The organism is Lysobacter sp. DMC97 (genome assembly GCF_056313745.1).
Map to the genome: position 1 here is coordinate 117,184 of NZ_JBQUZR010000004.1, position 20,968 is coordinate 138,151.

The 20,968-nt window shown below is 69.3% G+C and carries 21 protein-coding genes and 1 tRNA gene; 12 read left to right on the plus strand and 10 right to left on the minus strand.

Features of this window, described 5'->3' with window-relative positions; all coding sequences use genetic code 11:
• Positions 1–79: 79 nt before the first annotated feature.
• A complete protein-coding gene (pheA, locus tag ACT53Q_RS09725) occupies positions 80–1,336 on the minus strand; it encodes a prephenate dehydratase (RefSeq protein WP_476186452.1) in 1,257 nt (418 codons plus the stop codon).
• Positions 1,329–2,414: a 3-phosphoserine/phosphohydroxythreonine transaminase gene (gene serC, locus ACT53Q_RS09730; protein ID WP_476186453.1), complete on the minus strand. Its 1,086-nt coding sequence runs from the start codon at positions 2,412–2,414 to the stop codon at positions 1,329–1,331. The genes pheA and serC overlap by 8 nt, the downstream gene beginning before the upstream one ends.
• 186 nt (positions 2,415–2,600) lie before the next feature.
• Between serC and msrP the strand changes: the two genes are divergently transcribed.
• Both msrP and msrQ read left to right on the plus strand, forming a co-directional pair.
• Positions 2,601–3,581: a protein-methionine-sulfoxide reductase catalytic subunit MsrP gene (gene msrP / locus ACT53Q_RS09735; protein WP_476186454.1), complete on the plus strand. Its 981-nt coding sequence runs from the start codon at positions 2,601–2,603 to the stop codon at positions 3,579–3,581.
• A gap of 163 nt (positions 3,582–3,744) precedes the next feature.
• A complete protein-coding gene (gene msrQ / locus ACT53Q_RS09740) occupies positions 3,745–4,395 on the plus strand; it encodes a protein-methionine-sulfoxide reductase heme-binding subunit MsrQ (protein WP_476186455.1) in 651 nt (216 codons plus the stop codon).
• Here msrQ and ACT53Q_RS09745 read toward each other — a convergent pair.
• Positions 4,372–5,163 (minus strand): FHA domain-containing protein, encoded by a 792-nt coding sequence (locus ACT53Q_RS09745; RefSeq protein ID WP_476186456.1) that lies wholly within the window; start codon positions 5,161–5,163, stop codon positions 4,372–4,374. The two genes, msrQ and ACT53Q_RS09745, sit on opposite strands and share 24 nt — an antisense overlap.
• Positions 5,164–5,272: 109 nt before the next feature.
• On the opposite strand from ACT53Q_RS09745, the gene ACT53Q_RS09750 reads away from it, so the two are divergent.
• Positions 5,273–5,548: a polyhydroxyalkanoic acid system family protein gene (locus ACT53Q_RS09750; protein WP_476186457.1), complete on the plus strand. Its 276-nt coding sequence runs from the start codon at positions 5,273–5,275 to the stop codon at positions 5,546–5,548.
• Positions 5,549–5,595: 47 nt separating this feature from the next.
• Here the strand turns inward: ACT53Q_RS09750 and ACT53Q_RS09755 are convergent, their stop codons facing one another.
• Positions 5,596–6,402, minus strand: a complete 807-nt coding sequence (locus ACT53Q_RS09755; RefSeq protein WP_476186458.1) for a DUF8198 family protein — start codon at positions 6,400–6,402, stop codon at positions 5,596–5,598.
• Between the two features lie 182 nt (positions 6,403–6,584).
• Here ACT53Q_RS09755 and ACT53Q_RS09760 point away from each other — a divergent pair, with 182 nt between their 5' ends.
• Together ACT53Q_RS09760 and ACT53Q_RS09765 are read left to right on the plus strand one after the other, a co-directional pair.
• Positions 6,585–7,874: a patatin-like phospholipase family protein gene (locus ACT53Q_RS09760; protein ID WP_476186459.1), complete on the plus strand. Its 1,290-nt coding sequence runs from the start codon at positions 6,585–6,587 to the stop codon at positions 7,872–7,874.
• Between the two features lie 153 nt (positions 7,875–8,027).
• Positions 8,028–8,579 (plus strand): phasin family protein, encoded by a 552-nt coding sequence (locus tag ACT53Q_RS09765; protein WP_476186460.1) that lies wholly within the window; start codon positions 8,028–8,030, stop codon positions 8,577–8,579.
• A 357-nt stretch (positions 8,580–8,936) separates the two neighbouring features.
• Here ACT53Q_RS09765 and ACT53Q_RS09770 read toward each other — a convergent pair whose 3' ends face one another.
• Positions 8,937–10,925: an SDR family oxidoreductase gene (locus ACT53Q_RS09770; protein ID WP_476186461.1), complete on the minus strand. Its 1,989-nt coding sequence runs from the start codon at positions 10,923–10,925 to the stop codon at positions 8,937–8,939.
• Positions 10,926–11,156: 231 nt separating this feature from the next.
• On the opposite strand from ACT53Q_RS09770, the gene ACT53Q_RS09775 reads away from it, so the two are divergent.
• From ACT53Q_RS09775 to ACT53Q_RS09790, 4 genes are all read left to right on the plus strand, one after another.
• Positions 11,157–11,414: an acyl-CoA-binding protein gene (locus ACT53Q_RS09775; protein WP_476171669.1), complete on the plus strand. Its 258-nt coding sequence runs from the start codon at positions 11,157–11,159 to the stop codon at positions 11,412–11,414.
• A 40-nt stretch (positions 11,415–11,454) separates the two neighbouring features.
• Positions 11,455–12,081 (plus strand): TetR/AcrR family transcriptional regulator, encoded by a 627-nt coding sequence (locus ACT53Q_RS09780; protein WP_476186462.1) that lies wholly within the window; start codon positions 11,455–11,457, stop codon positions 12,079–12,081.
• A gap of 75 nt (positions 12,082–12,156) precedes the next feature.
• Complete coding sequence (locus ACT53Q_RS09785) at positions 12,157–12,396, plus strand: hypothetical protein (protein WP_476186463.1); 240 nt, start codon at positions 12,157–12,159, stop codon at positions 12,394–12,396.
• A gap of 89 nt (positions 12,397–12,485) precedes the next feature.
• The gene (locus tag ACT53Q_RS09790; protein ID WP_476186464.1) at positions 12,486–12,677 is read left to right on the plus strand and encodes a hypothetical protein; all 192 of its coding nucleotides are present in this window, start codon (positions 12,486–12,488) and stop codon (positions 12,675–12,677) included.
• Positions 12,678–12,761: 84 nt separating this feature from the next.
• Here ACT53Q_RS09790 and ACT53Q_RS09795 read toward each other — a convergent pair whose 3' ends face one another.
• Positions 12,762–13,160: a hypothetical protein gene (locus tag ACT53Q_RS09795; RefSeq protein ID WP_476186465.1), complete on the minus strand. Its 399-nt coding sequence runs from the start codon at positions 13,158–13,160 to the stop codon at positions 12,762–12,764.
• Between the two features lie 165 nt (positions 13,161–13,325).
• Between ACT53Q_RS09795 and ACT53Q_RS09800 the strand changes: the two genes are divergently transcribed.
• Both ACT53Q_RS09800 and ACT53Q_RS09805 read left to right on the plus strand, forming a co-directional pair.
• Positions 13,326–14,177, plus strand: a complete 852-nt coding sequence (locus ACT53Q_RS09800; RefSeq protein WP_476186466.1) for a hypothetical protein — start codon at positions 13,326–13,328, stop codon at positions 14,175–14,177.
• 56 nt (positions 14,178–14,233) lie between these two features.
• Positions 14,234–14,308: transfer RNA gene (locus tag ACT53Q_RS09805), tRNA-Val, on the plus strand.
• Positions 14,309–14,437: 129 nt separating this feature from the next.
• Here the strand turns inward: ACT53Q_RS09805 and ACT53Q_RS09810 are convergent.
• From ACT53Q_RS09810 to ACT53Q_RS09820, 3 genes are all read right to left on the minus strand, one after another.
• Positions 14,438–17,101 carry a peptidoglycan-binding protein gene (locus ACT53Q_RS09810; RefSeq protein WP_476186467.1) on the minus strand — a complete coding sequence of 888 codons (2,664 nt, stop codon included), beginning with the start codon at positions 17,099–17,101 and terminating at the stop codon, positions 14,438–14,440.
• 94 nt (positions 17,102–17,195) lie between these two features.
• Entirely contained in the window at positions 17,196–18,074 is an 879-nt protein-coding gene (locus ACT53Q_RS09815) for a hypothetical protein (RefSeq protein ID WP_476186468.1), read from the minus strand.
• Positions 18,075–18,120: 46 nt separating this feature from the next.
• Positions 18,121–19,131 (minus strand): XVIPCD domain-containing protein, encoded by a 1,011-nt coding sequence (locus tag ACT53Q_RS09820; protein WP_476186469.1) that lies wholly within the window; start codon positions 19,129–19,131, stop codon positions 18,121–18,123.
• Between the two features lie 296 nt (positions 19,132–19,427).
• Here ACT53Q_RS09820 and ACT53Q_RS09825 point away from each other — a divergent pair, with 296 nt between their 5' ends.
• Positions 19,428–20,036 carry a hypothetical protein gene (locus tag ACT53Q_RS09825; RefSeq protein ID WP_476186470.1) on the plus strand — a complete coding sequence of 203 codons (609 nt, stop codon included), beginning with the start codon at positions 19,428–19,430 and terminating at the stop codon, positions 20,034–20,036.
• A 42-nt stretch (positions 20,037–20,078) separates the two neighbouring features.
• On the opposite strand, the gene ACT53Q_RS09830 is transcribed toward ACT53Q_RS09825, so the two are convergent.
• A complete protein-coding gene (locus tag ACT53Q_RS09830) occupies positions 20,079–20,849 on the minus strand; it encodes a DUF1223 domain-containing protein (RefSeq protein WP_476186471.1) in 771 nt (256 codons plus the stop codon).
• Positions 20,850–20,968: the final 119 nt, after the last annotated feature.

Sequence of the window (20,968 nt, forward strand, 5' to 3'; positions counted from 1 at the left end):
GCGGGAACCCAACCGTCATCGTGATCACGATTGGGTCCTCGCCTGCGCGAGGATGACCGTCGGAGATCGAGCGCTCCGGTTACGGCACCGCCACCGGGTACGAGCCCAGGACGCGGACGTCGCCGGCGTAGCGGTCGATCTCGGCGAGGGCGTCCTTCAGCGGCGATTCCTCGGCATGGCCGGCCACGTCGATGAAGAACGCGTACTGCCACAGCTTGCCGTGGGCGGGACGCGATTCGATGCGGTTCATGCTGATCTCGCGTCGCGCCAGCGGTTCGAGGATGCGGTACAGCGCGCCGGGCTGGTCGCGGATGAAGACCAGCAGCGAGGTGCGATCGTGGCCCGAACTCGGGAACGACGCACGGCCGATCACGAGGAAGCGCGTGGTGTTGTCGGCGCGGTCCTGGATCGGGCCGGCGACGACCTTCAGGCCGTAGGCATGGCCGGCGTTCTCGCCGGCGATCGCGGCGGCGTCGTCGGCGTTGCGCGCGCGGCGCGCGCCTTCGGCGTTGCTGACCACCGCGTGCTTCTCGACCTTCGGCAGGTTCTGCCGCAGCCACGCCTTGCACTGCGCCAGCGACAGCGCGTGCGAGTAGACGCGTTCGATGTCCTCGATGTGCCCGGTGCGCGACAGCAGGTACTGGTTCACCCGCAGCTCGATCTCGCCGCAGATCATCAGCGGCGAGGTCAGGAACAGGTCGAGCGTGGACTGGATGGTGCCGGTGCCGGAGTTCTCCACCGGCACCACGCCGAAGTCGGCATGGCCGGCGGCGACGTCGTCGAACACCTCTTCCACCGTGCCCAGCGGCAACGCCATCGCCGAGTGGCCGAAGTGCTTGTAGACCGCCTGCTGCGAGAACGTGCCCTCGGGGCCGAGGTAGCCGACGCGCAGCGGCTCCTGCTGCGCGAGGCAGGCGGACATGATCTCGCGGTACAGCCGCACCAGCACTTCGTCGGACAGCGGGCCTTCGTTGCGGTCGACCACGCGGCGCAGCACCTGCGCCTCGCGTTCGGGGCGGTAGTAGTCGACCGCGGCGGCGAGCTTGCCCTTGGCCTTGCCGACCTGGTGCGCCCACAGCGCGCGCTCGGCGATCAGCGACTGGATCTCGCGGTCGATGCCGTCGATCTGTGCACGCACCGCGGCGAGGTCGGGCTTGCCCTGCGCGTCGGTCGGGATGCCGACCGACGCCGGCGACTTCGCCCGGGACGGCTTGCCGGCGGCCGCGTCGTCTGCAGCAGGCGCCGCCGCGGGTTCCGCGGCGGCCTTGGCGGCGGGCTTCCTGCCGGATGTGGCGGCGACCTGCTTCGCCGGCTTGCGCGGACGTCGCTCAGCCATGACGTTGCTTGAAGTCCTGCATGAAATCGACCAGCGCCTGCACGCCTTCGACCGGCATGGCGTTGTAGATCGAGGCGCGCATGCCGCCGACGGCGCGATGGCCCTTCAGCGCCAGCAGGCCGGCGGCCTTGGCTTCGGACAGGAACGGCTTGTCCAGCGCGTCGTCATGGAGGATGAAGGGCACGTTCATGCGCGAGCGCACGGCCGGGTTCACCTCGTTGCGGTAGAAGCCGCCGGAGCCGTCGATCGCGTCGTACAGCAGCTTCGACTTGGCGGCGCTGCGGCGGGCGAATTCGGCGACGCCGCCTTCGTCCAGCATCCACTTCACGTTGAGGCCGAGCATGTACCAGTTCCAGGTCGGCGGCGTGTTGAGCATCGACTCGCCCTTGGCGTGCGAGGCGTAGTTGAAGATGTCGGCGCGCGGCTGGCCGGCGCGTTCCAGCAGGTCCTTGCGGATGATCACGACCGTGATGCCGACCGGGCCGAGGTTCTTCTGCGCGCCGGCGTAGATGACGCCGTACTTCGAGACGTCGACCGGCTCGGAGGCGATGCTGGAGCTGAAGTCGGCGACCAGCGGCACGTCGCCGACGTCCGGGGTGTCGCGGAATTCCACGCCGTGGATGGTCTCGTTGGCGGTGATGTGGACGTAGGCGGCGTCGGGCGTGAGCTGCCACGTATCGCGGGCCGGGATGTCGCGGAAGCCGCCGGCCTCGCTGGTCGCGGCGACGCGCACGTCGACGTACGGCTTGGCCTGCTTGACCGCGGTCTTGCCCCAGTGGCCGCTGAGGACGTAGTCCACGGCCTGGCCGGGGGCGGCGATGTTGAGCGGGATCAGCGCCTGCTGGGTGGTGGCGCCGCCGCCGAGGAACAGCACGGCGTAGTCGGACGGGATCGCCATCAGGGTGCGCAGGTCGGCTTCGGCCTGGGCGGCGACTTCGATGAACTCGGCGCCGCGGTGGCTGTGCTCGACGATCGACGCCCCGGAATCGCGCCATTCCAGCATTTCGGCCTGGGCCTGGCGGAGGACGCTTTCGGGCAGGGCGGCGGGACCGGCACTGAAGTTGAACGCGCGCGACATCGGAGTTCCAGAAGGTGTGAGGTGGGCCCCCGAGTATGCCGCAGCGCAGCAACCTTGTGGAACTGAACGGAGGTCGATCCGGCATGTCGACATGCCCGAAACCCGCGAATCCGGCGCAACCGAATGCCCGCTTGCCTCGTCTTATAGTCGAATGTGCCGGTCGGCCCCCTTTCCCGGAGATATCGCATGCCCCTGCCCGCCTCCCTCCGCGACGCCCAGCGCGTCCCCGCCGACGAGATCACCGACGAGTCGGTCTGGCGCGACCGCCGGCGGCTGCTCGGCCTGCTCGCCGCCAGCCCCACCCTCGCCCTGTCCGGCTGCGCCGAGGCCGACCCGCCCCCGCCGCCGAAGACGGCCGTCTCCCCGGCGCAGCTCAAGGCCGGCTTCCGCACGACCGAGGAGCTGACCCGCTACGAAGACGCCACCAGCTACAACAACTTCTACGAGTTCGGCACCGGCAAGGGCGACCCCGGCGAGGCGGCGAAGACCCTGCGCACGTCGCCGTGGTCGATCGCGGTCTCTGGCGAGTGCGCCAAGCCCGGCCGGCTGGACCTGGCCGAGCTGATCAAGTCCCGCAAGCCGGAGGAACGGGTCTACCGCATGCGCTGCGTCGAGGGCTGGTCGATGGTGCTGCCATGGCTGGGCATCCCGCTGGCGGAGGTGCTGAAGCGGTTCGAACCGACCTCGAAGGCGAAGTTCGTCGCCTTCACCAGCCTGGCCGACCCGCAGCAGATGCCGGGCGTGGCCTACCGCTCGATCGACTGGCCGTACCGCGAGGGCCTGCGCATCGACGAGGCCATGCACCCGCTGACGCTGCTCGCCACCGGCCTGTACGGCAAGCCGCTGCCGCAGCAGAACGGCGCGCCGGTGCGACTGGTCGTGCCGTGGAAGTACGGCTTCAAGGGCATCAAGTCGATCGTCGCCATCCGCTTCGTCGAGAAGATGCCGGAAACCTCCTGGAACATGCTGCAGCCGGACGAATACGGCTTCTTCAGCAACGTCAACCCGAACGTCGACCACCCGCGCTGGAGCCAGAAGACCGAGCGCCGGATCAGCGGCACCGCCAGCAAGCTGTTCGCCGAGCGCATCCCGACCCGGCTGTTCAACGGCTACGCGGAGCAGGTGGCGGGGATGTACAAGGGCCTCGACCTGAAGAAGTGGTTCTGATCCCGCCCCTCGCCTGGTAGAGCGGCCTTCAGGCCGCTCCATTCCCTCGAAGCGGCGGCAGGCGGAACACAGATCCGCTGCCTTCAAACGCTTTCCTCGTTTCAAGCGGCCTGGTCTTCAACAGCCGAATGGCTGGTCAGGCCGCTCTACCGATGTCATTTCGATGCCCAACGCTTCCAAACGCCTCATCGCCGCCAAGACCCTCGTCCACGCCCTCTGCCTGACGCCACTGGCGATCCTCGGCTGGCAGTTCTGGGAGGTCTTCAAGACCGGCAGCGACGCCCTCGGCGCCGATCCGGTGGCCGAGGTCGAACACCGCCTGGGGCTGTGGGCGCTGCGGTTCCTGATCCTCGTGCTGGCGATCACGCCGCTGCGGCACCTGACCGGGCAGACCGGGCTGCTGCGGTTCCGGCGGATGCTGGGCCTCCATGTCTTCGCCTACGCCACCCTGCACTTCGCCGCCTACCTGGCGCTCGACCTGCGCGGCTACTGGACGCAGATCTTCGAGGAGATCGCCAAGCGCCCGTACATCACCGTCGGCTTCATCGCCTGGCTGCTGCTGGTGCCGCTGGCGATCACCTCCACTCGCGGCTGGATGCGGCGGCTGGGCCGGCGCTGGGGCCAGCTGCACAAGCTGGTGTATGCCATCGGCGTGTTCGCCGTACTGCACTTCTGGTGGCTGGTGAAGTCCGACATCCGCGAGCCGGCGCTGTACGCCGGGCTGCTCGCCGTCCTGCTGGGCGCGCGCCTCGTGCGGCGGTTGCGGACGCCGGCCGCGCCGGCGTCGCGGTCAGTGGCCGCCCAGCAGCAGTAGCGCGGCGATCGCCGCCGCCAGCAGCAGCGCGGCCAGCAGCAGCCACGACAGGTTGCGGTCGCGGCGCGGCGGCGGCGCGGGTTCCTGGGTCGGCTCGACCACGACAGTGCTGCGCGCGAGCGTCGCGCCCTGCGCCGCCGGCGCCTCGATCACGAACCGGTGGTGCTGGTCGAACACGATCTGGTCGCCCGGGGCCAGCAGCGCATCGCGCACCGGCATGCCGTTGACCACGCTGCCGTCGCCGCTGCCGAGGTCGCGCAGCACCACCCGGTTGCCGATCATCTCGATGCGGGCGTGGCGCTCGGCGAAGGCCGGGTCGTCGATGCGGATGTGGGCGTCTTCGCTGCGCCCGACCAGCCGCGGGGATTCGAGGGTGAAACTGCGGCCGTGGTGCCGCCCGCCGACGCCGCGCACGACCACGCGGCAGTCGCCCTGGAATTCGCCGGGCACGTGGCGCATCGCGTCGGGCAGCGTCTCCACCGGTTTCGACGACACCAGCAGCATTTCGACGCCGTCGAGATAGATCGCATCGCCCAGGCGCAGCATCGCCATGCGCTTCACCGGCCGGCCGTTGACGTGGATGCCGCGGGCGCCGTCGGCCACCGTCATCCACACCCCGCGCCGATCGACGAACAGCCGCACCGACGGTGCCTCGTCGTCGCCGACCAGACCCACGGTGTCACCGATGCGGCCGATGGCGTGCACCCCGGCGCCGAGCGGCATTTCCGGATGGTGGTGCTGCGGGAAACGGAGTTTCAGACCTTCCATGCGGGCGCAATCTAGCATGCTCCACGCGCCGCAGCCCCCCGGCGACAACGGCGGCACGCGTGGGTAGACTTCCGTCGATTCGACCCATCGCACGCCCTCGGGAGCCTTCATGTCCGGCATCGACATCCGTCACTCGCATTCCCTCCCGCACGCCAAGGCGCGCAAGGCGGTGGAGGAGGTCGCGAAGAAACTCGCCGAGCGCTTCGATGTCGAGTACGGCTGGCAGGGCGACGACCTGCACTTCAGCCGCTCGGGCGTGGACGGCAAGATCGCGCTGAAGCCGAAGGAACTGCACGTGACCGCGAAGCTCGGCTTCCTGGTGTCGGCGTTCAAGGGCCCGATCGAACACGAGATCCAGCGCGTCCTCGACGAACGCTTCAGCTGATCGGCTTCACCTGATCCGCCGCACCCGATCCGCCGCGTCGGCCGTCCTCAGCGCTTCCCGCGCCGGGTCCGGCGGGCACCCGGCGGATGCGCGTCCGGCAGCGGCGCGAACGGCTGCGGTGCCCCGGCGAACAGCCGGCGCGACACCTCGCGTTCGCTGCGCTCGATGTCCGCGAGGAAGTCGTCGACGTCGTCCAGCTCGCCGTAGGCACCGAAGCCCCGCTCCAGGAACGACTGCAGCTCGCCGAAGCCCGCCGCCCGCGCCGGGCCGCGCAGCATCGCCAGCAGGGTCGCGACGCCACGGGTGCGCAGCGCGTGCCCGAGGCCGACGCCGGCGACCACGATCAGGTCGATCTGATGCGCCCGCAGCCGCGGCAGCCCCACCTCGCGGTAGGCACGGGCATAGAGATCGTCGTCCAGCACCTTGCGCCGCGGCGCGATGCGGTCCAGCGCCTCGGCCATCCGCAGGTCGAAAGCATGGCTCAGGGCGCCCAGTTCGACCGCGTCGGCCAGCGTCTCCACCAGGCTCTGCGGCATCAGCCGCAGCATCATCGGCGCGACCCGGGCAATGTCGGCGTCGCGGCGGCTGAAATCGCGGTCGCCGTAGAGATCGGTCAGGAAGAACTCGGCGGCCGGGCGCCGCTTCGGGTCGCTCATGAAACCTTCGAAGCTCGCTGACAGCCGCGCCGCCTGCCAGCGCCGCAGCTCGGGCAGCCAGCGCAGCCCGTTGCGCGGCTCACGCGCGGGATCGTGCAGCGCCTGGTGCCAGGCGAGCCGTCGCGTCAGCGCCGCGCCGAGGCGGCGGCGATCGAGCCGGCGTCCTGCGAACGCCTTGCCGGGGGTGACCGTCTTCATCGTCGGGGATGATCGGCCGCTTGCCGCGATGCGGCAAGCGTCGGCGTCATCCATCGCGAAGAAACTCGTCGAATCAAGCACTTGATCGTGCGCGTCATTGCGGATGACAGCGTTTGACCGGATCCGGCGTTGGCCGAACGGCCTTTCGGCTACACTCGACCGGTTCCCTTCGTAGCGTCCGCATGCTCTCACTCCACGCCGCACCGCGACCGGTCCAGTCCGGGCCGAACCGTCGCCGGGCCAAGTCCGCCGCCGTCTCCGCCCCCTCCAACGCCCGTATCGGACTCGCCATCGCCGGCGGCGGACCGATCGGTGCGATGTACGAGCTGGGCGCGCTGCGCGCCCTCGACGACGCGTTCGACGGCCTCGACCTCACCCGGCTGGACAGCTACGTCGGCGTCAGCAGCGGCGCGTTCCTCGCCGCCGGCCTCGTCAACCGCATGAGCACGACCGAGATGTGCCGGATCTTCATCACCGGCGACAGCGACGACGTGCCATTCCGGCCGGAACAGTTCCTGCGCCCGGCGGTGTTCGAGTACATGCGCCGGGCCTCGACGCTGCCGCGGCTGGCGTTCGAGTGGTGGAGCAGCCTGCTGTCGCCGCGCGAATCGCGCCTGACCGACATGATGATGCGCTTCGGCAGCCTGGTGCCCACCGGCCTGTTCGACAACGCCGAGATCGAGCGCTTCCTGCGCGAGATCTTCTCCCGGCGCGGCCGCAGCAACGACTTCCGCCAGCTCGACCGCGACCTGTTCGTGGTCGCGGTCGATCTCGACAGCGGCGAGGCCGTGCGCTTCGGCGCCGACCCGTGGAAGGACGTCCCGATCTCCCGGGCCGTGCAGGCCAGCGCGGCGCTGCCGGGGCTGTATCCGCCGGTGGAAGTGCACGGCCGGCACTACGTCGACGGCGCCCTGCGCCGCACCATGCACGCCTCGGTGCTGCTGGAGCGGGGCATCGACCTGCTGATCGGCATCAATCCGCTGGTGCCGTTCGATTCCACCCAGGTCGATCGCGACACCGGCCCGCGCCCCGCGCAAGGCCCGCACCGCATCTGGCAGGGCGGCCTGCCGGCGGTGATGTCGCAGACTTTCCGCACCCTGCTGCAGTCGCGCATGCAGGTCGGCTTGGCGAAATACGCCCAGCAGTACCCGGGGATCGACCAGCTGATCTTCGAACCGAACGCCAGCAACGGCGAGATGTTCTTCACCAACGCCTTCAGTTTCTCCAACCGCCGCCGCGTGTGCCAACTCGGCTACCGCAACACGCTGCAGGACCTGCGCGATCGCGCCGACACCCTCGGCCCGGTGCTGGCCGCGCATGGCATCCGCCTGCGCCGGGACGTGCTGGACGATCGCCATCGCACGGTCCTCAGCGGACTGGGCAAGGCGCCCCCGCGCAGCACCGAGACCACGGCGCGCCTGCGCCGCGCGCTCGACGAAACCGAACACCTGCTGCGCAGCCGGCGCGGCTGATCGCCGCGTCGCGCGCCTGCACCGGCGATCGTCGGGCGGGCACGCTGCACGGCGCGATCCGATCGCGTGACCGGATCGCGCGCTTCGTGTGAATACTCTAGACAACTCCCGCATTCTGCCGCGCAATCGATCACGCGCCCGCTGGGAGGGCATATGGCCAAGTTCAAGAAGACCACCGCGAAGAAGACCAGTTCCAAGGCCAAGGCTGCACCGGCCGGCAACGCCGAACAGCTGTCGAAGACCCTCAGCGAATCCGCCCAGCAGGTGTGGCTGGCCGGCGTCGGCGCGTTCTCGCGCGCCCAGGCCGAAGGCGGCAAGCTGTTCGAAGCGCTGGTGAAGGAAGGCATGGGTCTGGAGCAGACCATGCGCAAGTTCGCCGGCGGCCGCGCCGACGTCGTCCGCGATGTCGTCGAAAGCCGCGTCGGCCAGGCCCGCGAGCGCGCCACCGACACCTGGGACAAGCTGGAGAAGGTCTTCGAGGACCGCGTCCAGCGCGCGCTCGTCAAGCTGGGCGTGCCCAGCCGCGAAGACCTCAACGATCTCAGCGCCCGCGTCGAGACCCTGACCGCCGAGTTGCGTCGCCAGGGTGGCAAGCCGGCCGCCGCGCCTCGCAAGGCCAAGGCCGCCAAGAAGGCCGCGCAGGCCGCTGCCGCCAAGGCGCCGGCCAGGCGCGTGCGCAAGCCCAAGCCCGAGGCGGCGGAGTAAGCACGCCGGAAGATGAACCGGAGCGCCGGCAGGACACATTTCCGTCTCCCGCCGGCCACGTTCGTCTGCTAGGGTTCGTAAACGGTTTCACCGCTCTCTCTCGCGTCGCGGAAGCGACGCCCAAGTTGACGGCTTCGGCCGTCTCTTACACCCGCCGACCACTGACGAAGTCCGTAGCTCCCCTCCCCTCACGGCTTCTGGTAGGCGGGTTTCTTTTTGCCCGCGATCCGGGAAACGGGACGACGGAGGCGGTTCGGCTGCGACATGTCCGTCCTGCGACTCCCGGAACGACGAAAGGCAGCCTTGCGGCTGCCTTTCGCATTTCAGGCGCAGGCGATCCGGCCCGCGCGCATCGGCTTACCAGTGCACGCCGCGCATCAGTGCCGCGAACGCGATCTGCTCCTGGCTCGGCTGTTCTTCCTTGAGCGCCTTCTTGTCGCCCTTGGCCGCCGCCGAATCCGGGAACAGCTCGAACGCGGTGCTCATGATCACCTCGTAGGCCTTCGGCGCGACGGCGTTGAGCAACGCCGAGAAGATGCCGAGGCGCGTCGCGATGCGGCTGGGCTTCTCGATGATGCCCTTCACCACCAGGTCAGCCGCTTCCTCCGGCGTCAGCGTCGGCACGCTGTCGTACATCTTGGTCGGCGCGATCATCGGCGTCTTCACCAGCGGCATGTTGATCGTGGTGAAGCTGATGCCCTTGCCCGACAGTTCGCCCTGCGCGCAGCGGCTGAAGGCGTCGAGCGCGGCCTTCGAGGCCACGTACGCCGAGAACCGCGGCGAATTGGCCAGCACGCCGATCGAGCTGATGTTGATGATGTGGCCCTTGCGGCGCTGGATCATCGTCGGCATGAAACCCATGATCAGGCGCAGGCAGCCGAAGTAGTTCAGCTGCATCGTGCGCTCGAAATCGTGGAAGCGGTCGTAGCTCAGTTCGATCGAACGGCGGATCGAGCGGCCGGCGTTGTTGATCAGGATGTCGACGTGGCCGTGTTCCTTGAGGATCGTCGCCACCAGACGGTCGCAGTCGGCCATGTCCGCCAGGTCCGCGGTGTAGGCGAAGACCTTGCCGCCCTTGGCCTTCATCTCGTCGCGGGCCTTGAACAGTTCCTCCTCGCCGCGCGCGACGATGATCGTGATGGCGCCCGCCTCGGCCACGCGCTGGGCACTGGCGAGGCCGATGCCCGACGAGCCGCCGGTGATGACCACCACCTTGTTGCGGACCTTGCCCTTGAGCGTGCGGTCGATGAACAGGTCGGGATCGAGGTGGCGTTCCCAGTAATCCCACAGGCGCCAGGCGTAGGTGTCGAGATTCGGCACGCTGATGCCGCTGCCCTTGAGCGCGCGCTCGGTCTCGCGGTTGTCGAAGCGGGTCGGATAGGTGATGAACTTCATCACCGCCTTCGGGATCTTGAAGTCGCGCAACAGCATGCCGACGAAGCGCTTCACCGGCGGCAGGCTGCCGATGGCGCCGCGCACGCCGCCCGGGATGAAGGCGAACATGCGCGCGTCGAGGCGCATGGTCATCTCCGGCGCATGGCCGGCGCGGGCAAAGGTGTTCAGCACCTCGCCGACGCGCATCGGATCGGGATCGACCAGGTGGAAGCAGTGGCCGTCGAGCTTCGGCTTGTGCGCGATGTGGTCCATCGCGTCGACCACGAAGTCCACCGGCACCACGTTGATGCGCCCGCCCTCGATGCCCAGCATCGGCATCCACGGCGGCAGCATCTCGCGCATCTTCTTGAGCAGCGTGAAGAAGTAGTACGGGCCGTCGATCTTGTCCATCTCGCCGGTCTGCGAATGGCCGACCACCATGCCCGGGCGATAGATGCGCCACTTGATGCGCTTCTCGTTGCGGACCAGGCCTTCGGAATCGTGCTTCGTGCGCAGGTAGGGATCGTCCAGGCCCTCGGCCTCCTCGAACATGTCCTCGCGGAAGATGCCGGGATACAGGCCGGCGGCGGCGATCGAACTGGTGTGGTGGAAGCAACCGGCGCCGATGGCGGCGGCCAGGTCCAGCGCGTTCTGCGTACCGTCGACGTTGGCCTTTCTCTGGCTCTCTGCGTCGGCGGTCAGGTCGTAGATCGCGGCGAGGTGGAAGAAATGCTTGACCTTGCCCGACAGCGTGCGGAGCTGGGCGGCGGTCAAACCGCACTTGGGCGCGGTCATGTCGCCGTGCACCGGTACCACGCGTTTGGGATCCCATCCCATCTTCTTCGCGAGTGCGTCGTACTTCTTCTGCGAATCCTTGCGCACCAGCACGTAGATCGTGCCCTTGCGCTTGAGCAGGTTGCCGACCAGGAAACGGCCGACGAACCCGGTGGCACCGGTGACGAAATAACTCATGTCCTCGCCCTCACGAGAATGGTGATCAAATGCAAACGGCCGCGGCGCAGCCGGCGACCTAACTTGCCAGACCCGGCGTGCGAGGACAATCCGCGGCCGTAGGGTGGCTGGACCACCACCCCATGCCCCGCCCCGTCCGGGACGGGCAAGGCGCCCCTTCCTGCGGCCCGCACCGGTTGACCCGCCCCGCAGGCCATGCTGTCATGCCGGCCTGACCGGAGGGGAGCACGCATGTCCGACCTGCAGAACAAATTCGAGCAAGCCGCCAAGGACGTCCAGGGCCTCGCGGAGCGCCCCGACAACGACACCCTGCTGCGCCTGTACGCCCTCTACAAGCAGGGCGCCGAGGGCGACGTGCACGGGGACAAGCCCGGCTTCTTCGATTTCGTCGGCACCGCCAAGTACGAGGCCTGGGCCAAGCTCAAGGGCACCGCGCAGGACGACGCGAAGAAGAAGTACATCGACCTCGTCAAGAAGCTGGCCGGCTGACGCGGGCGGCCGTCGCCAAAACGGCCGGACCGCCCGATCGATGGCGAGACAGACGCGCCAACGCATCCTCGATGCCTCCCTCGCGATGTTCAACGCGCAGGGCGAGCCGAACGTCACCACGAATCACATCGCCGACGAGCTGGAGATCAGCCCCGGCAACCTGTACTACCACTTCCGCAACAAGGACGACATCATCGAGCAGTTGTTCCAGCGCTACGAAGAGCGCATGGACAACGCGCTCGCGTCGCCCGGCGCGCGGCTGCCCGAGCTCGAGGACATCTGGCTGCAGCTGCACCTGGTGTTCGAGTGCATCTGGGACTACCGGTTCCTCTATCGCGACCTGGTCGAGATCCTCAGCCGCAACCGTCGCCTGCGCCTGCGCTTCGCGCGCATCCTCAAGCGCGCCGACGATCGCGCGCACGGGGTCATGCGCGGGCTGACGCAGGCCGGGATCATGCGCGCGTCGGCCGACGAACTGGACGCGGCCGCGACCAACGTCCTCGTGCTGTCGACGTTCTGGCTCAACTACTCCTCGGCTCGCGGCGACCGCGACGAACAGGTCGCCATCCGCCAGGGCATCGTCCAGGTGATGATGCTGCTGGCGCCGTTCCTGCGCGATGCCGAACGCGTGCATCTCAACACGCTGATCCGCGCCTACTTCGACTGATCGGTCATCGGCATGGCCCGCGAGGGTCGCGCCATCCCGCCCTGGGAGACAGGGTCTTGATGCAAGGAGTCGATGATGTCCACCCCGACCAGAAGCCTCGCGCTCGCTTTCGTGATCGTCGGTCTCGCGATCGCGTCCGCCGCCGACGCGCGCCCGACGCCGTTCTTCTCGAGCTGCGACAACCAGTTGGCGCAATGCCTGCGACGGTCGCGGATTCCCGAACCGTGCTACGCGCAGTACGAGGAATGCCTCCGCAACTCCGCTTACGCGCCCAAGGCACCGGGCACGCACGCGCCTGGCCGACGCGAAGACTGACGTTCCTTCCGGCCCATGCCTCGGCCTGCACGCGCCGCACGCAGGAACGCCGGGAAACCACCCCTCATCCAGAGCAAGGAATCTCCACGATGAAGCGCTCCACGATCACCGCCCTCGCCACCGGCCTCACCCTGATGATCGCCGCATCGATCGCCGATGCCTGCACGGCGAACACCTGCTACTCGCAGTTCCTGAAGTGCCGTTCCAGTGGCGTGTCGTATGCCGAATGCTACGCGCGCTACGAGGACTGCCTCGCCGCACACCATTGCCCGATCCCCTGACCGGACGCAAGGCGCATCGACGATGCCGCACACGAAAAAGGGCGCCTTGCGGCGCCCTTTTTCTTCGGCGATCGAACCCGGGACTCAGCCCTTGCGCGCGCGGCGCGTGGCAGCCGGCTTGCGGGCGGGACGACGGGTCGTCTTCTTCGCCGCCGGCTTGCGGCCGCGGCGGGCCGGGCGCTTGGCCTTGCCCGGGACGAACTTCGCGACCAGCGGCGACAGCGCCTCGTCGAGCTTCAGGCCGGCCTGGGCCACGCCGGTTTCGACGCGATTGCGCAGTTCGCCCACGCTTTCGATCAGGCGGGACTGGGCCTGCGCCACCATCGCCTTCGCCTGGCGACGGGCCTGGGCGACGTTGTCGACGGCCTGCGCCGCCGTCGACACGGTGGTGCGGCTGGCCATGGAGACGAAACCGAGACCAGCGAGCCAGAAATGGCGCGCGTTCGCGCTCGGGACGGTGCGGGTGATCTTCTTGCGTGCCATGGATGTGCTCCGTTGCGGGGGTGCCGGTCGATCCGGCAAGGGACATCATCAGCATGCCCCGCGCCCGCAGAGCAAACACACTAGGGGCCGCGCCGGCAAGGCGCAGGGCTTGCCTCGTCGATGGACTCGCGGGATGCTGAACGCTTCCAACGCGAGGATCGATACATGGCCAAGTCCGATTGGGCCGCCTTCCCCCACGACGCCAAGGGCTACGCCTACGCCGGCGATGCGCTGAAGAAGGCCTGGCCGAAGCTGCATGCCGGCGACTGCGAACCGTTCCCCGATGACAAGCGCGCCGCAGCGCTGATCAAGGCCGCGGGCAAGGCCGCACCGAAGGGACTGGATGCCGCCGGGCTCGCCGGAGCGCTGCAGGATGCCTGGCGGGCTTTCCATCGCGGCGACTTCAAGGCCGCCTACGACGCCGGCGAAGCGCTGGGGCCGATCGGTGCCTCGGTCGCGACCAAGGCGCTGGGCATCCACGCCACGTATCTCGTCGACGACGACAAGGAAAAGCTCAAGCGCTTCGAGCAGGCCGCGAAGCTGGCCGAGGCCGCGATCAAGGCACTGCCCGACGAGGCCAACAGCCACTACCGCCACGCCTTCGCGCTGGGCCGCTACAGCCAGGGCCTGTCGATCACCAAGGCGCTGAAGGAAGGCATCGCCGGCAAGGTCCGCGCCTCGCTCGACACGGCGCTGGAACTCGCGCCCAAGCACGCCGAAGCACATACCGCGATGGCGCTGTACCACGCCGAGATCATCTCCAAGATCGGCGCGATGATCGGCGGCCTCACCTACGGCGCCAAGGCCTCCGAGGCCGAGAAGCACATCAAGGAAGCGGTGAAGCTGACCCCGGCCTCGCCGATCGCGCTGATGGAATCGGGCAACGTGATGATGCTGCTGCACGGCGACAAGAAGGAAGACGACGCGGCCGCGGCCTACGAGAAGGCCGCCAAGACCAAGCCGATCGACGCGATGGAGGCCCTCGACGCCGACCACGCCCGCTCCGAGATCGAATGACGGCACCCCGCTTGCCCGCGGCCGGCCTGCCCCGTAGAATGGCGGGCCCGAACATCGGGCGGTTAGCTCAGCGGTAGAGCATTGCCTTCACACGGCAAGGGTCGCAGGTTCGAACCCTGCACCGCCCACCATGCAGAAGTCCGGCCGATTCGGCGGACATGACAAAAGCCCGGCTTCCGCCGGGCTTTTGCTTTTCCGGATCAAGGCAGTGGCGTCGCCACCACCGCACCGATGTCTCGGCGCGGTGGTGGCTTCGTCGTTCAGCGCTGGGCGACGCTGCGGGGCTGCGGGTCCTGCGGTGCGCCCTGCTGCTGCGGCGCCTGCTGCTGGGCTTCCTGCGGCGCCGCCTGCTGCTGCGTGCGTGCCGCTTCCGCCATGCGCGAGCTCTGGTCGACCGTCTGCGTCGTCGCCTGCGTGTAGTCGATGTACGAGTTCTTCGACGCCGGATTCGTCGGATTGCCTTCCACCGCCACCAGCAGCGACTGCCCGTTCGGCGTGTTGGTCCTGCTGACGTGGTCGATCGAGTTCAGGCCGCTCGCGCGCGCGTCGGCCGCCACGGCCGCCGCCGCCTTCGTCAGTTCGTCCTGCGACTTGAAGCCGCCGCTCGGGCCGAGCTGCTGCAGGTTTGCCATCGCCTGCTCGTACAGCCGGTGATCCGGATGCCGCGGATCGGCGATCGACGGACGTTCGGTTTCGACGCTGCGCTGCGGCTGGCCGGCATCGGTCGGCGGCCTCTCGGACGACGAGGACGGCGGCGTCTGCGGGTTCGGCGTCTGTTGCGGCGCCTGTTGCTGCGGCGCTTGCTGCTGCGTCGGCGCTTGCTCGGGCGCCTGCTGCTGCGGGTTCGGCGTCTGCTGCGGCGCCTGCTGCTGAGGGGCTTGCTGCTGCGACGGAGCCTGTTGCTGCGCAGGCGGCTGTTGCTGGTCGGGCGCCTGCTGCGCGGGCTGCTGCGGATTCGCCTGCGGGTTCGTCTGCTGCTGGCCGGGATAGATGCCCAGCGCGGTCAGCGTGTCGCGACCGGCGCGGCCATCCACCTGCAGGTTGTGTTGCTCCTGGTAGCGACGCACCGCGGCTTCGGTCTGGTCGCCGTAATAACCCGTCGTCGGCAGCGGCTGGCCGCGATCGTCGCGGATGCCGGCGGTGTTCAGCGCTTCCTGCAGGCGACGCACGCCGTCACCGCGTTCGCCGTGGGTCAGCAGCGTGTCGTTGACGCTGCCGCTCTGGCCCTGCGTGCGGCCGGCCGGCTGGTTGGACGGCTGGTTCTGGCCAAAGGTCTGCGGATCGCCGCTGAGCGCGCGGTACGCATCCTGCGGATTCATGCCCGCCTGCACATTCTGCTGGTACTGGGTGCGCATCTGGTCGAGCGTGCGGCCGACTTCGTCCGGCGTGATCGAGGCCGAATTGTTGCCGACGCCGCCGTAGTGGCTGGCGCCGCCACTACGCGGGTCACCGACGCTCGCCCACTCCAGTGCCGCCGCGTATTGCGCGCGCTCGCGGCCTTCGGGACCGTTGGTCTGGCCGGTGATGTAGGCGCGGATGTCGGGGCGTTTCTCGTCGATCAGGTAGTCGGCGAAGATCCGCTCCTGCAACTGCGGCGTGAAGCGGGTGTTCGGATCGATGCCCAGCGTGCGCACGGCGCCGGCCATGGTGTCGGGGATGACCTGGTACTTGCCGACCGCGAACAGGCGATCCGGATCGCCCGAGGGCAACTGCTGGCGACGCATGACTTCGCCCACGGTCATCTGCGAGAAGTCGATGGTGGCACCGTTGGCGTCGCCGGCGCGACCACGATTGTACGACCCGTAATTGCCTTCGCCGCGCGCGATGAGCTGGCCCAGTGGATTGTCGGAGCCGTAGTCGTTCGGCCCGCCGGAGATCCGGCCCGGCTGCTGCTGTTGCGGCTGCTGTTGTTGCGGCTGCTGTTGTTGCGGCTGCTGTTGTTGCGGCTGCTGCTGTTGCGGCTGCTGCTGTTGCGGCGGCTGCTGTTGCGGCTGTTGCTGTTGCGGCGGCTGCTGTTCCTGCGGTTGTTGCTGCTGCGGTTGCTGCTGTTGGGTCGGCGCGATCACGCCGAGCGTGGTCAGCAACTGGCGATCGGCTTCACCGGTCACCGGCAGGTTGTGCTTCTGCTGGTAGTCGCGGACCGCCTCGCGGGTGCGATTGCCGAAGTCCTGATCGGGGGTCAGCGCCCGGCCCTGTGCGTCGTGCGCACCGGCGGCGTTGAGGGCACGCTGCAGCCGCTCGACCTCCGGCCCCTTCTCGCCGTAGGTCAGCTTGCCGTCCGCCAGCGGCGGATCGGCCGGCTTCGGAAAATTGCCCGAGATCGGCACGAAGGTCGGCGGATCGTTGGTGAGGTTCGGCGTCTGCACGGGTCGGCGGTCGGTCGTGAGCGCACCGCTTTCCATGTCCTTGATCCACTTGTCGGCCTGCGCGATGTAGCGCGTGTTGACGTCGAAGTGGACGTGGTCCGGGAAGGCATTCGGATTGCCCTTGTTGTAGCCGTGCTGCTGGCCCAGCGGCTGGCCGTATTCCACCGTCTGGCCGGGCTGGAGGTTGGGGTCGACGCGCATGTGGCGGGTCTGGAACATCGTGTCGCCGGTCACCGGATCGTTGATGGTGACGATGCCGTTTTCGCGGTCGATCCTGCCGATCACGCCCGCCGCCGGCGACGGCACCGGGACGTTGCCGTTGTCGAGCCCGGGCGCCGTCAGCACCATGTCCTTGCTGACCATGTAGTTGCCGCCGGGCGTGAGCACCGCGGTGCCGGCGTAGTTGCCGAGGATCTCCTCGTTCTCGCCCGCGACGCGGGCATAGACGCGACCGGCTTCCTGCTGGTGCTTGCTCGGGTGGTGGTTCTCGAGATCGCGGAAATTGGTGACGTGCTCGCTGTTGCCGCCGACGCTCTCGTAGATGGTGATCTTGGACATGACGGGCCTCTCCGTTGGACGGTCTGATCGGGGTCCGGCGGTCTCGCCGGGAAAAGGGAATCGCGGTGCGCCGGCATCACCGGCGCGGGTGGCATCACGGGCTCGGCGGCTCCGGATCCCGGGTCAGTACCCAGCATCCGTTGCGGCGTTCGAAGATGTAGGAATTGCCCTCGGACATGCCGTACTGGTAGCTCACCTCGCGGACGTCGTTGCCCTGCGGCTTGACGTCCAGCTTCAGCGGCAACTTGTCCTGCACACCGTCGGCATCGACGTAATGGAAGGCGTCGCCTGCGTAGACGACGTTGAAGTCCTCGTAGCGCGCGCCGTCCTCGTAGACCAGCACGGTGTCGGTCCCGTCCTCGCCGCCGCCGAGTTCGGCGACCTTCACCAGCGGCGCGGTGAATGCGCGCTCGGTCCTGGCGTCGGTGGCGAAGGCCTTGAGGAAGGCGTCGAAATCCTGCGACGGGCAGGCGGCCGCGACCGCGGCCGCAGGCGGCATCGTTTCCCACGACTTCACCGCGAGCGAGGATTCCTGGCCGGGCTGGTTCCAGCGCTCGTAGGGGCCGTAGGTGGTGATGGCGATGCGCTGGCCAGTGTCGGCGTTGGCGAAATGCATGTTGCAGTAGCCGTCGCCGCTGCAGCTCTCGACCTCCGGCAGCAGGCCGCAGACGGTCGATCCCTGGCCGGCGTTCTTCCAGCACTCCGGATCGCGCAGCGGCAGCCAGCCGGCGTCGGTGAGGCGCTTGCGCACGGTCGCGTAGGGCATGCCTTCGCGGAAGCCGGCTTCGATCGAGGCCGTGGGCGTCACCGCCGCGCCGTCCGGAACGGCGGCAGCGGCCGTCGTGGCGGCCGGCGTCGTGGCGGCCGGCGGCGCGGCATCGCCCGCCGCCTGGGCGGCGGGCTTGCAGCCGACCAGCAGCAGGCCGGCGCTCAGCAGGGAGACGCTCAGCAGGGAAACGCGGGAAGTTCGCATGGTCCAGTTCCTCGGATCCGGTGAAATGAAAAGTCGAAGGGCGATGTCAGAGACTGCGTCCGCGTTCGGGCGCGTGTGCGGCGGACGGGGGCTCGGCCACAGGCGGCAGTGCCGCCAGTTGCGCAGTCGAGCGTTCCAGCGGCTGCGAAGCGAGCTGGGCGAGATTGAGGGGGACGGCCTGCCGCGATGCCGCGTCGAGATCGCCCTGCACCGCGAACACGGTGCCGGGGGCGCCGGGCACGAGGTGATCGATGCGCGCCAGCCCGGCAGCACGGGTGGCCACCAGCAGCGAACCGGCGGCACGGGCGCGCGCGTCGTCGCCGTCGAGGCCGGACACCGCGCCGAGCGCATCGTAGGCGGCGCGGAAGCGGCCGTGCTCGGGATGGGCCGGATCTGCCAGCGTGCCGGCCTGACCCGGGGCCACCGCCGCGGCGCGCGCCTGCGGGCCAACGGCCATCAGCTTGTCGAGGCCGTCGCCGTTGCGGGTGATGTCGTGGATGCGGTCGTAGTTGCTGACACCGCTGGCGTCGCGGTAGGCGCGGCCGCCGACCATCGCCTCGCGGGCGCTGTTGAAGCCGACGATGTGCGCGGCCTTGAGGAAGCCGGCGACGCGCGCGGGCTTCTCGTCTTCGCCGAGGAAGCCCTGCTCGCGGGCGCGGGCGTAGTCGCGTTCGGCATTCGCGCGGAAGGCGCGGTCCTGCAGTTCGGGCGAGGCCTTGTAGGCGTCGAGGCTGAGGCCGTGCTTCCAGTTCGCCGGGTCCTGCAGGAAGTCGGTCATGGCGCCGGTCCGCGCCCACGCCCATTCCGACCGCTGGCCGCTCATGGCCTGGTCGAGCTTGTCCTGGTCGAGATAGCCGGCCGCGGCGAGAAAGGCGGCGCCGGCCTTGTAGCGGCCCGTGAAGCCCAGGCGGTCGGTGACGTCGAGGTCGCCGCCGCGGCTTTCGCTGAGCACGACGGAGGCGACCAGCCTGCGCGTGGTCGCATCATCGAGCGACGCGATGTTCCCCGCGTCGTAGGCGTCGGCAGTGGCCACTGCCTTCTGTCGAATATCAGCCATCCACCGATCTCCAATGGATATTCAACGGTCGAATTGTTCAGCGATGCCGGGAGGCCGGCGACGCAGCGATGTGATGCATCGACCGGGTCGATGCCGTACCGAAACCGGAGTCCTCCGTTTCCCGCGAGGCGCCGGCGGAGTGCGCCGGCGGGTCCGGACCGCGGGGCGTTCCCGGCGGCGTGCCGCGGGAACGGCCAGTCGCGGCCGCAACCGGCAGGCTAGCAAGTCCGCTCCCCGGTGGAAAGGGCCCGCGCCGGGCGCTGCTAGACTGCGGCTCCGCACCGCAGGCTTCCCCGATGAAAAGCGCCGGCATCGTCCTGATCTCCGCCGTCGGTCTGGTGGCCGGCATCCTGCTCTACGAAGCCCTCAAGCCGTCGCCCCTCCACGCGCCGGACCCCGCCATCGTCCAGGCCCAGGTCGACCGGCTGGAGGCGGAAGCCCGGCGTGCGCATCCGGGCATGGCGCCCAGCGAGGCGATGAGGGAAGTCGCGCTGCGCCAGGCCCGCGAGGCCATGGCCCAGGGCGATGCCAGGACCCGCGCGCAGAAGGCCGCCGGCATCTTCTTCGGCGCCTACGTCATGAACACCCGCGCCCGCCCGACCTGGTGCCGCCAGCGTGGCGTCGACCTCACCCCGTTCGCGAACGCCTACACCAGCCTCCATCGCGACGAACTGGCGCGGACGCAGGCGATCTTCGCCGAGGCCGGCCTGAACCCGGACACCTTCATCGCCCCGCTCGAAGCCCAGTTCGTGCCGATGGTCGAGCAGAACATGCGCGACGTCGCCAACGGCGCCGGCGTGCCGCTCGACAAGGCCTACACGTTGTTCAACGAGAAGGCGCAGCAGATCGCGCAGGCCATGACCGTGCCGCAGGAAGTGAAACAGGCGCTGCTCGCCCCGCGCTGAGCCGGCGCGGCCACGGACGCCGCGCGCCGTCCGCGGCCCGGCTCAGCGGCAGGCTGGCCCCGGCAGGCGCAGCGACTGCAGCACGCGGCCGTCCACGGTCTGGGCGAACGCGGTGAAATCGCCCTCGACCCCCGCCGGCAGCGCCAGCCTCCGCGCCACCGGCGTCCCGTCCAACCGCCATGGCCCCCACAGATCGACCACCACGCGATCGTGGCGCAAGGTGATGCCACCGTTCTCGCCGGCGCGCACCTCGGTGGTCCGTCCGTCCACCGTCCGCGCCAGCCAGAGCTCCGCCGCCGGCGCGCCGGGCACCGGCGCCGCGCCCAGGCGCAGCACGTCGCCGGCGGGCGCACGCGCCAGCGCCAGCGCGAGGCCCGCCCGCGCCGGCCCCGCGGCCGCCTCCAGCGCGCGCCGGACCATGGGCGACGCGCGCCAGGTCACCTGCACCTGCGGGCCGATCATCACCTGCGGCGTGTAGACGACCGAGCCGCCCGCCGCGTCGACACGCATCCGCTGGCGCTGCGTGTGGCGCGACGATGCGAAGCGATCGGGCCAGCCGAGCGCATCCCAGTAGTCGACGTGGAAGGACAGCCAGTTCGCACCGTCGCCGTCGTCGGCGATGCGGCCGGAGAGCCAGCGATCTGCCGGCGGACAGCTGCTGCAGCCTTCGGACGTGTACAGCTCGACCAGCGGCACCGTGCGATCGCCGCTGCGGACGCTGCACGCGGGCGTCGCCGCGCCGGCTGCGCAGGCCCACAGCGCCAGCCCGCACGCGCCCAGCCGCCACGCAGCCCCCGTGACACGTTCACGCATGTTCCACTCCCGGTATCGGATATCGGAACAGAGGCCGGCCGCGCGCGAACCGTTGCGCGCGGTTCACGGCCAGCACCGGTTTGCTGCGATCATGCCCGGGTTTTCCCATCGCCTGCCCC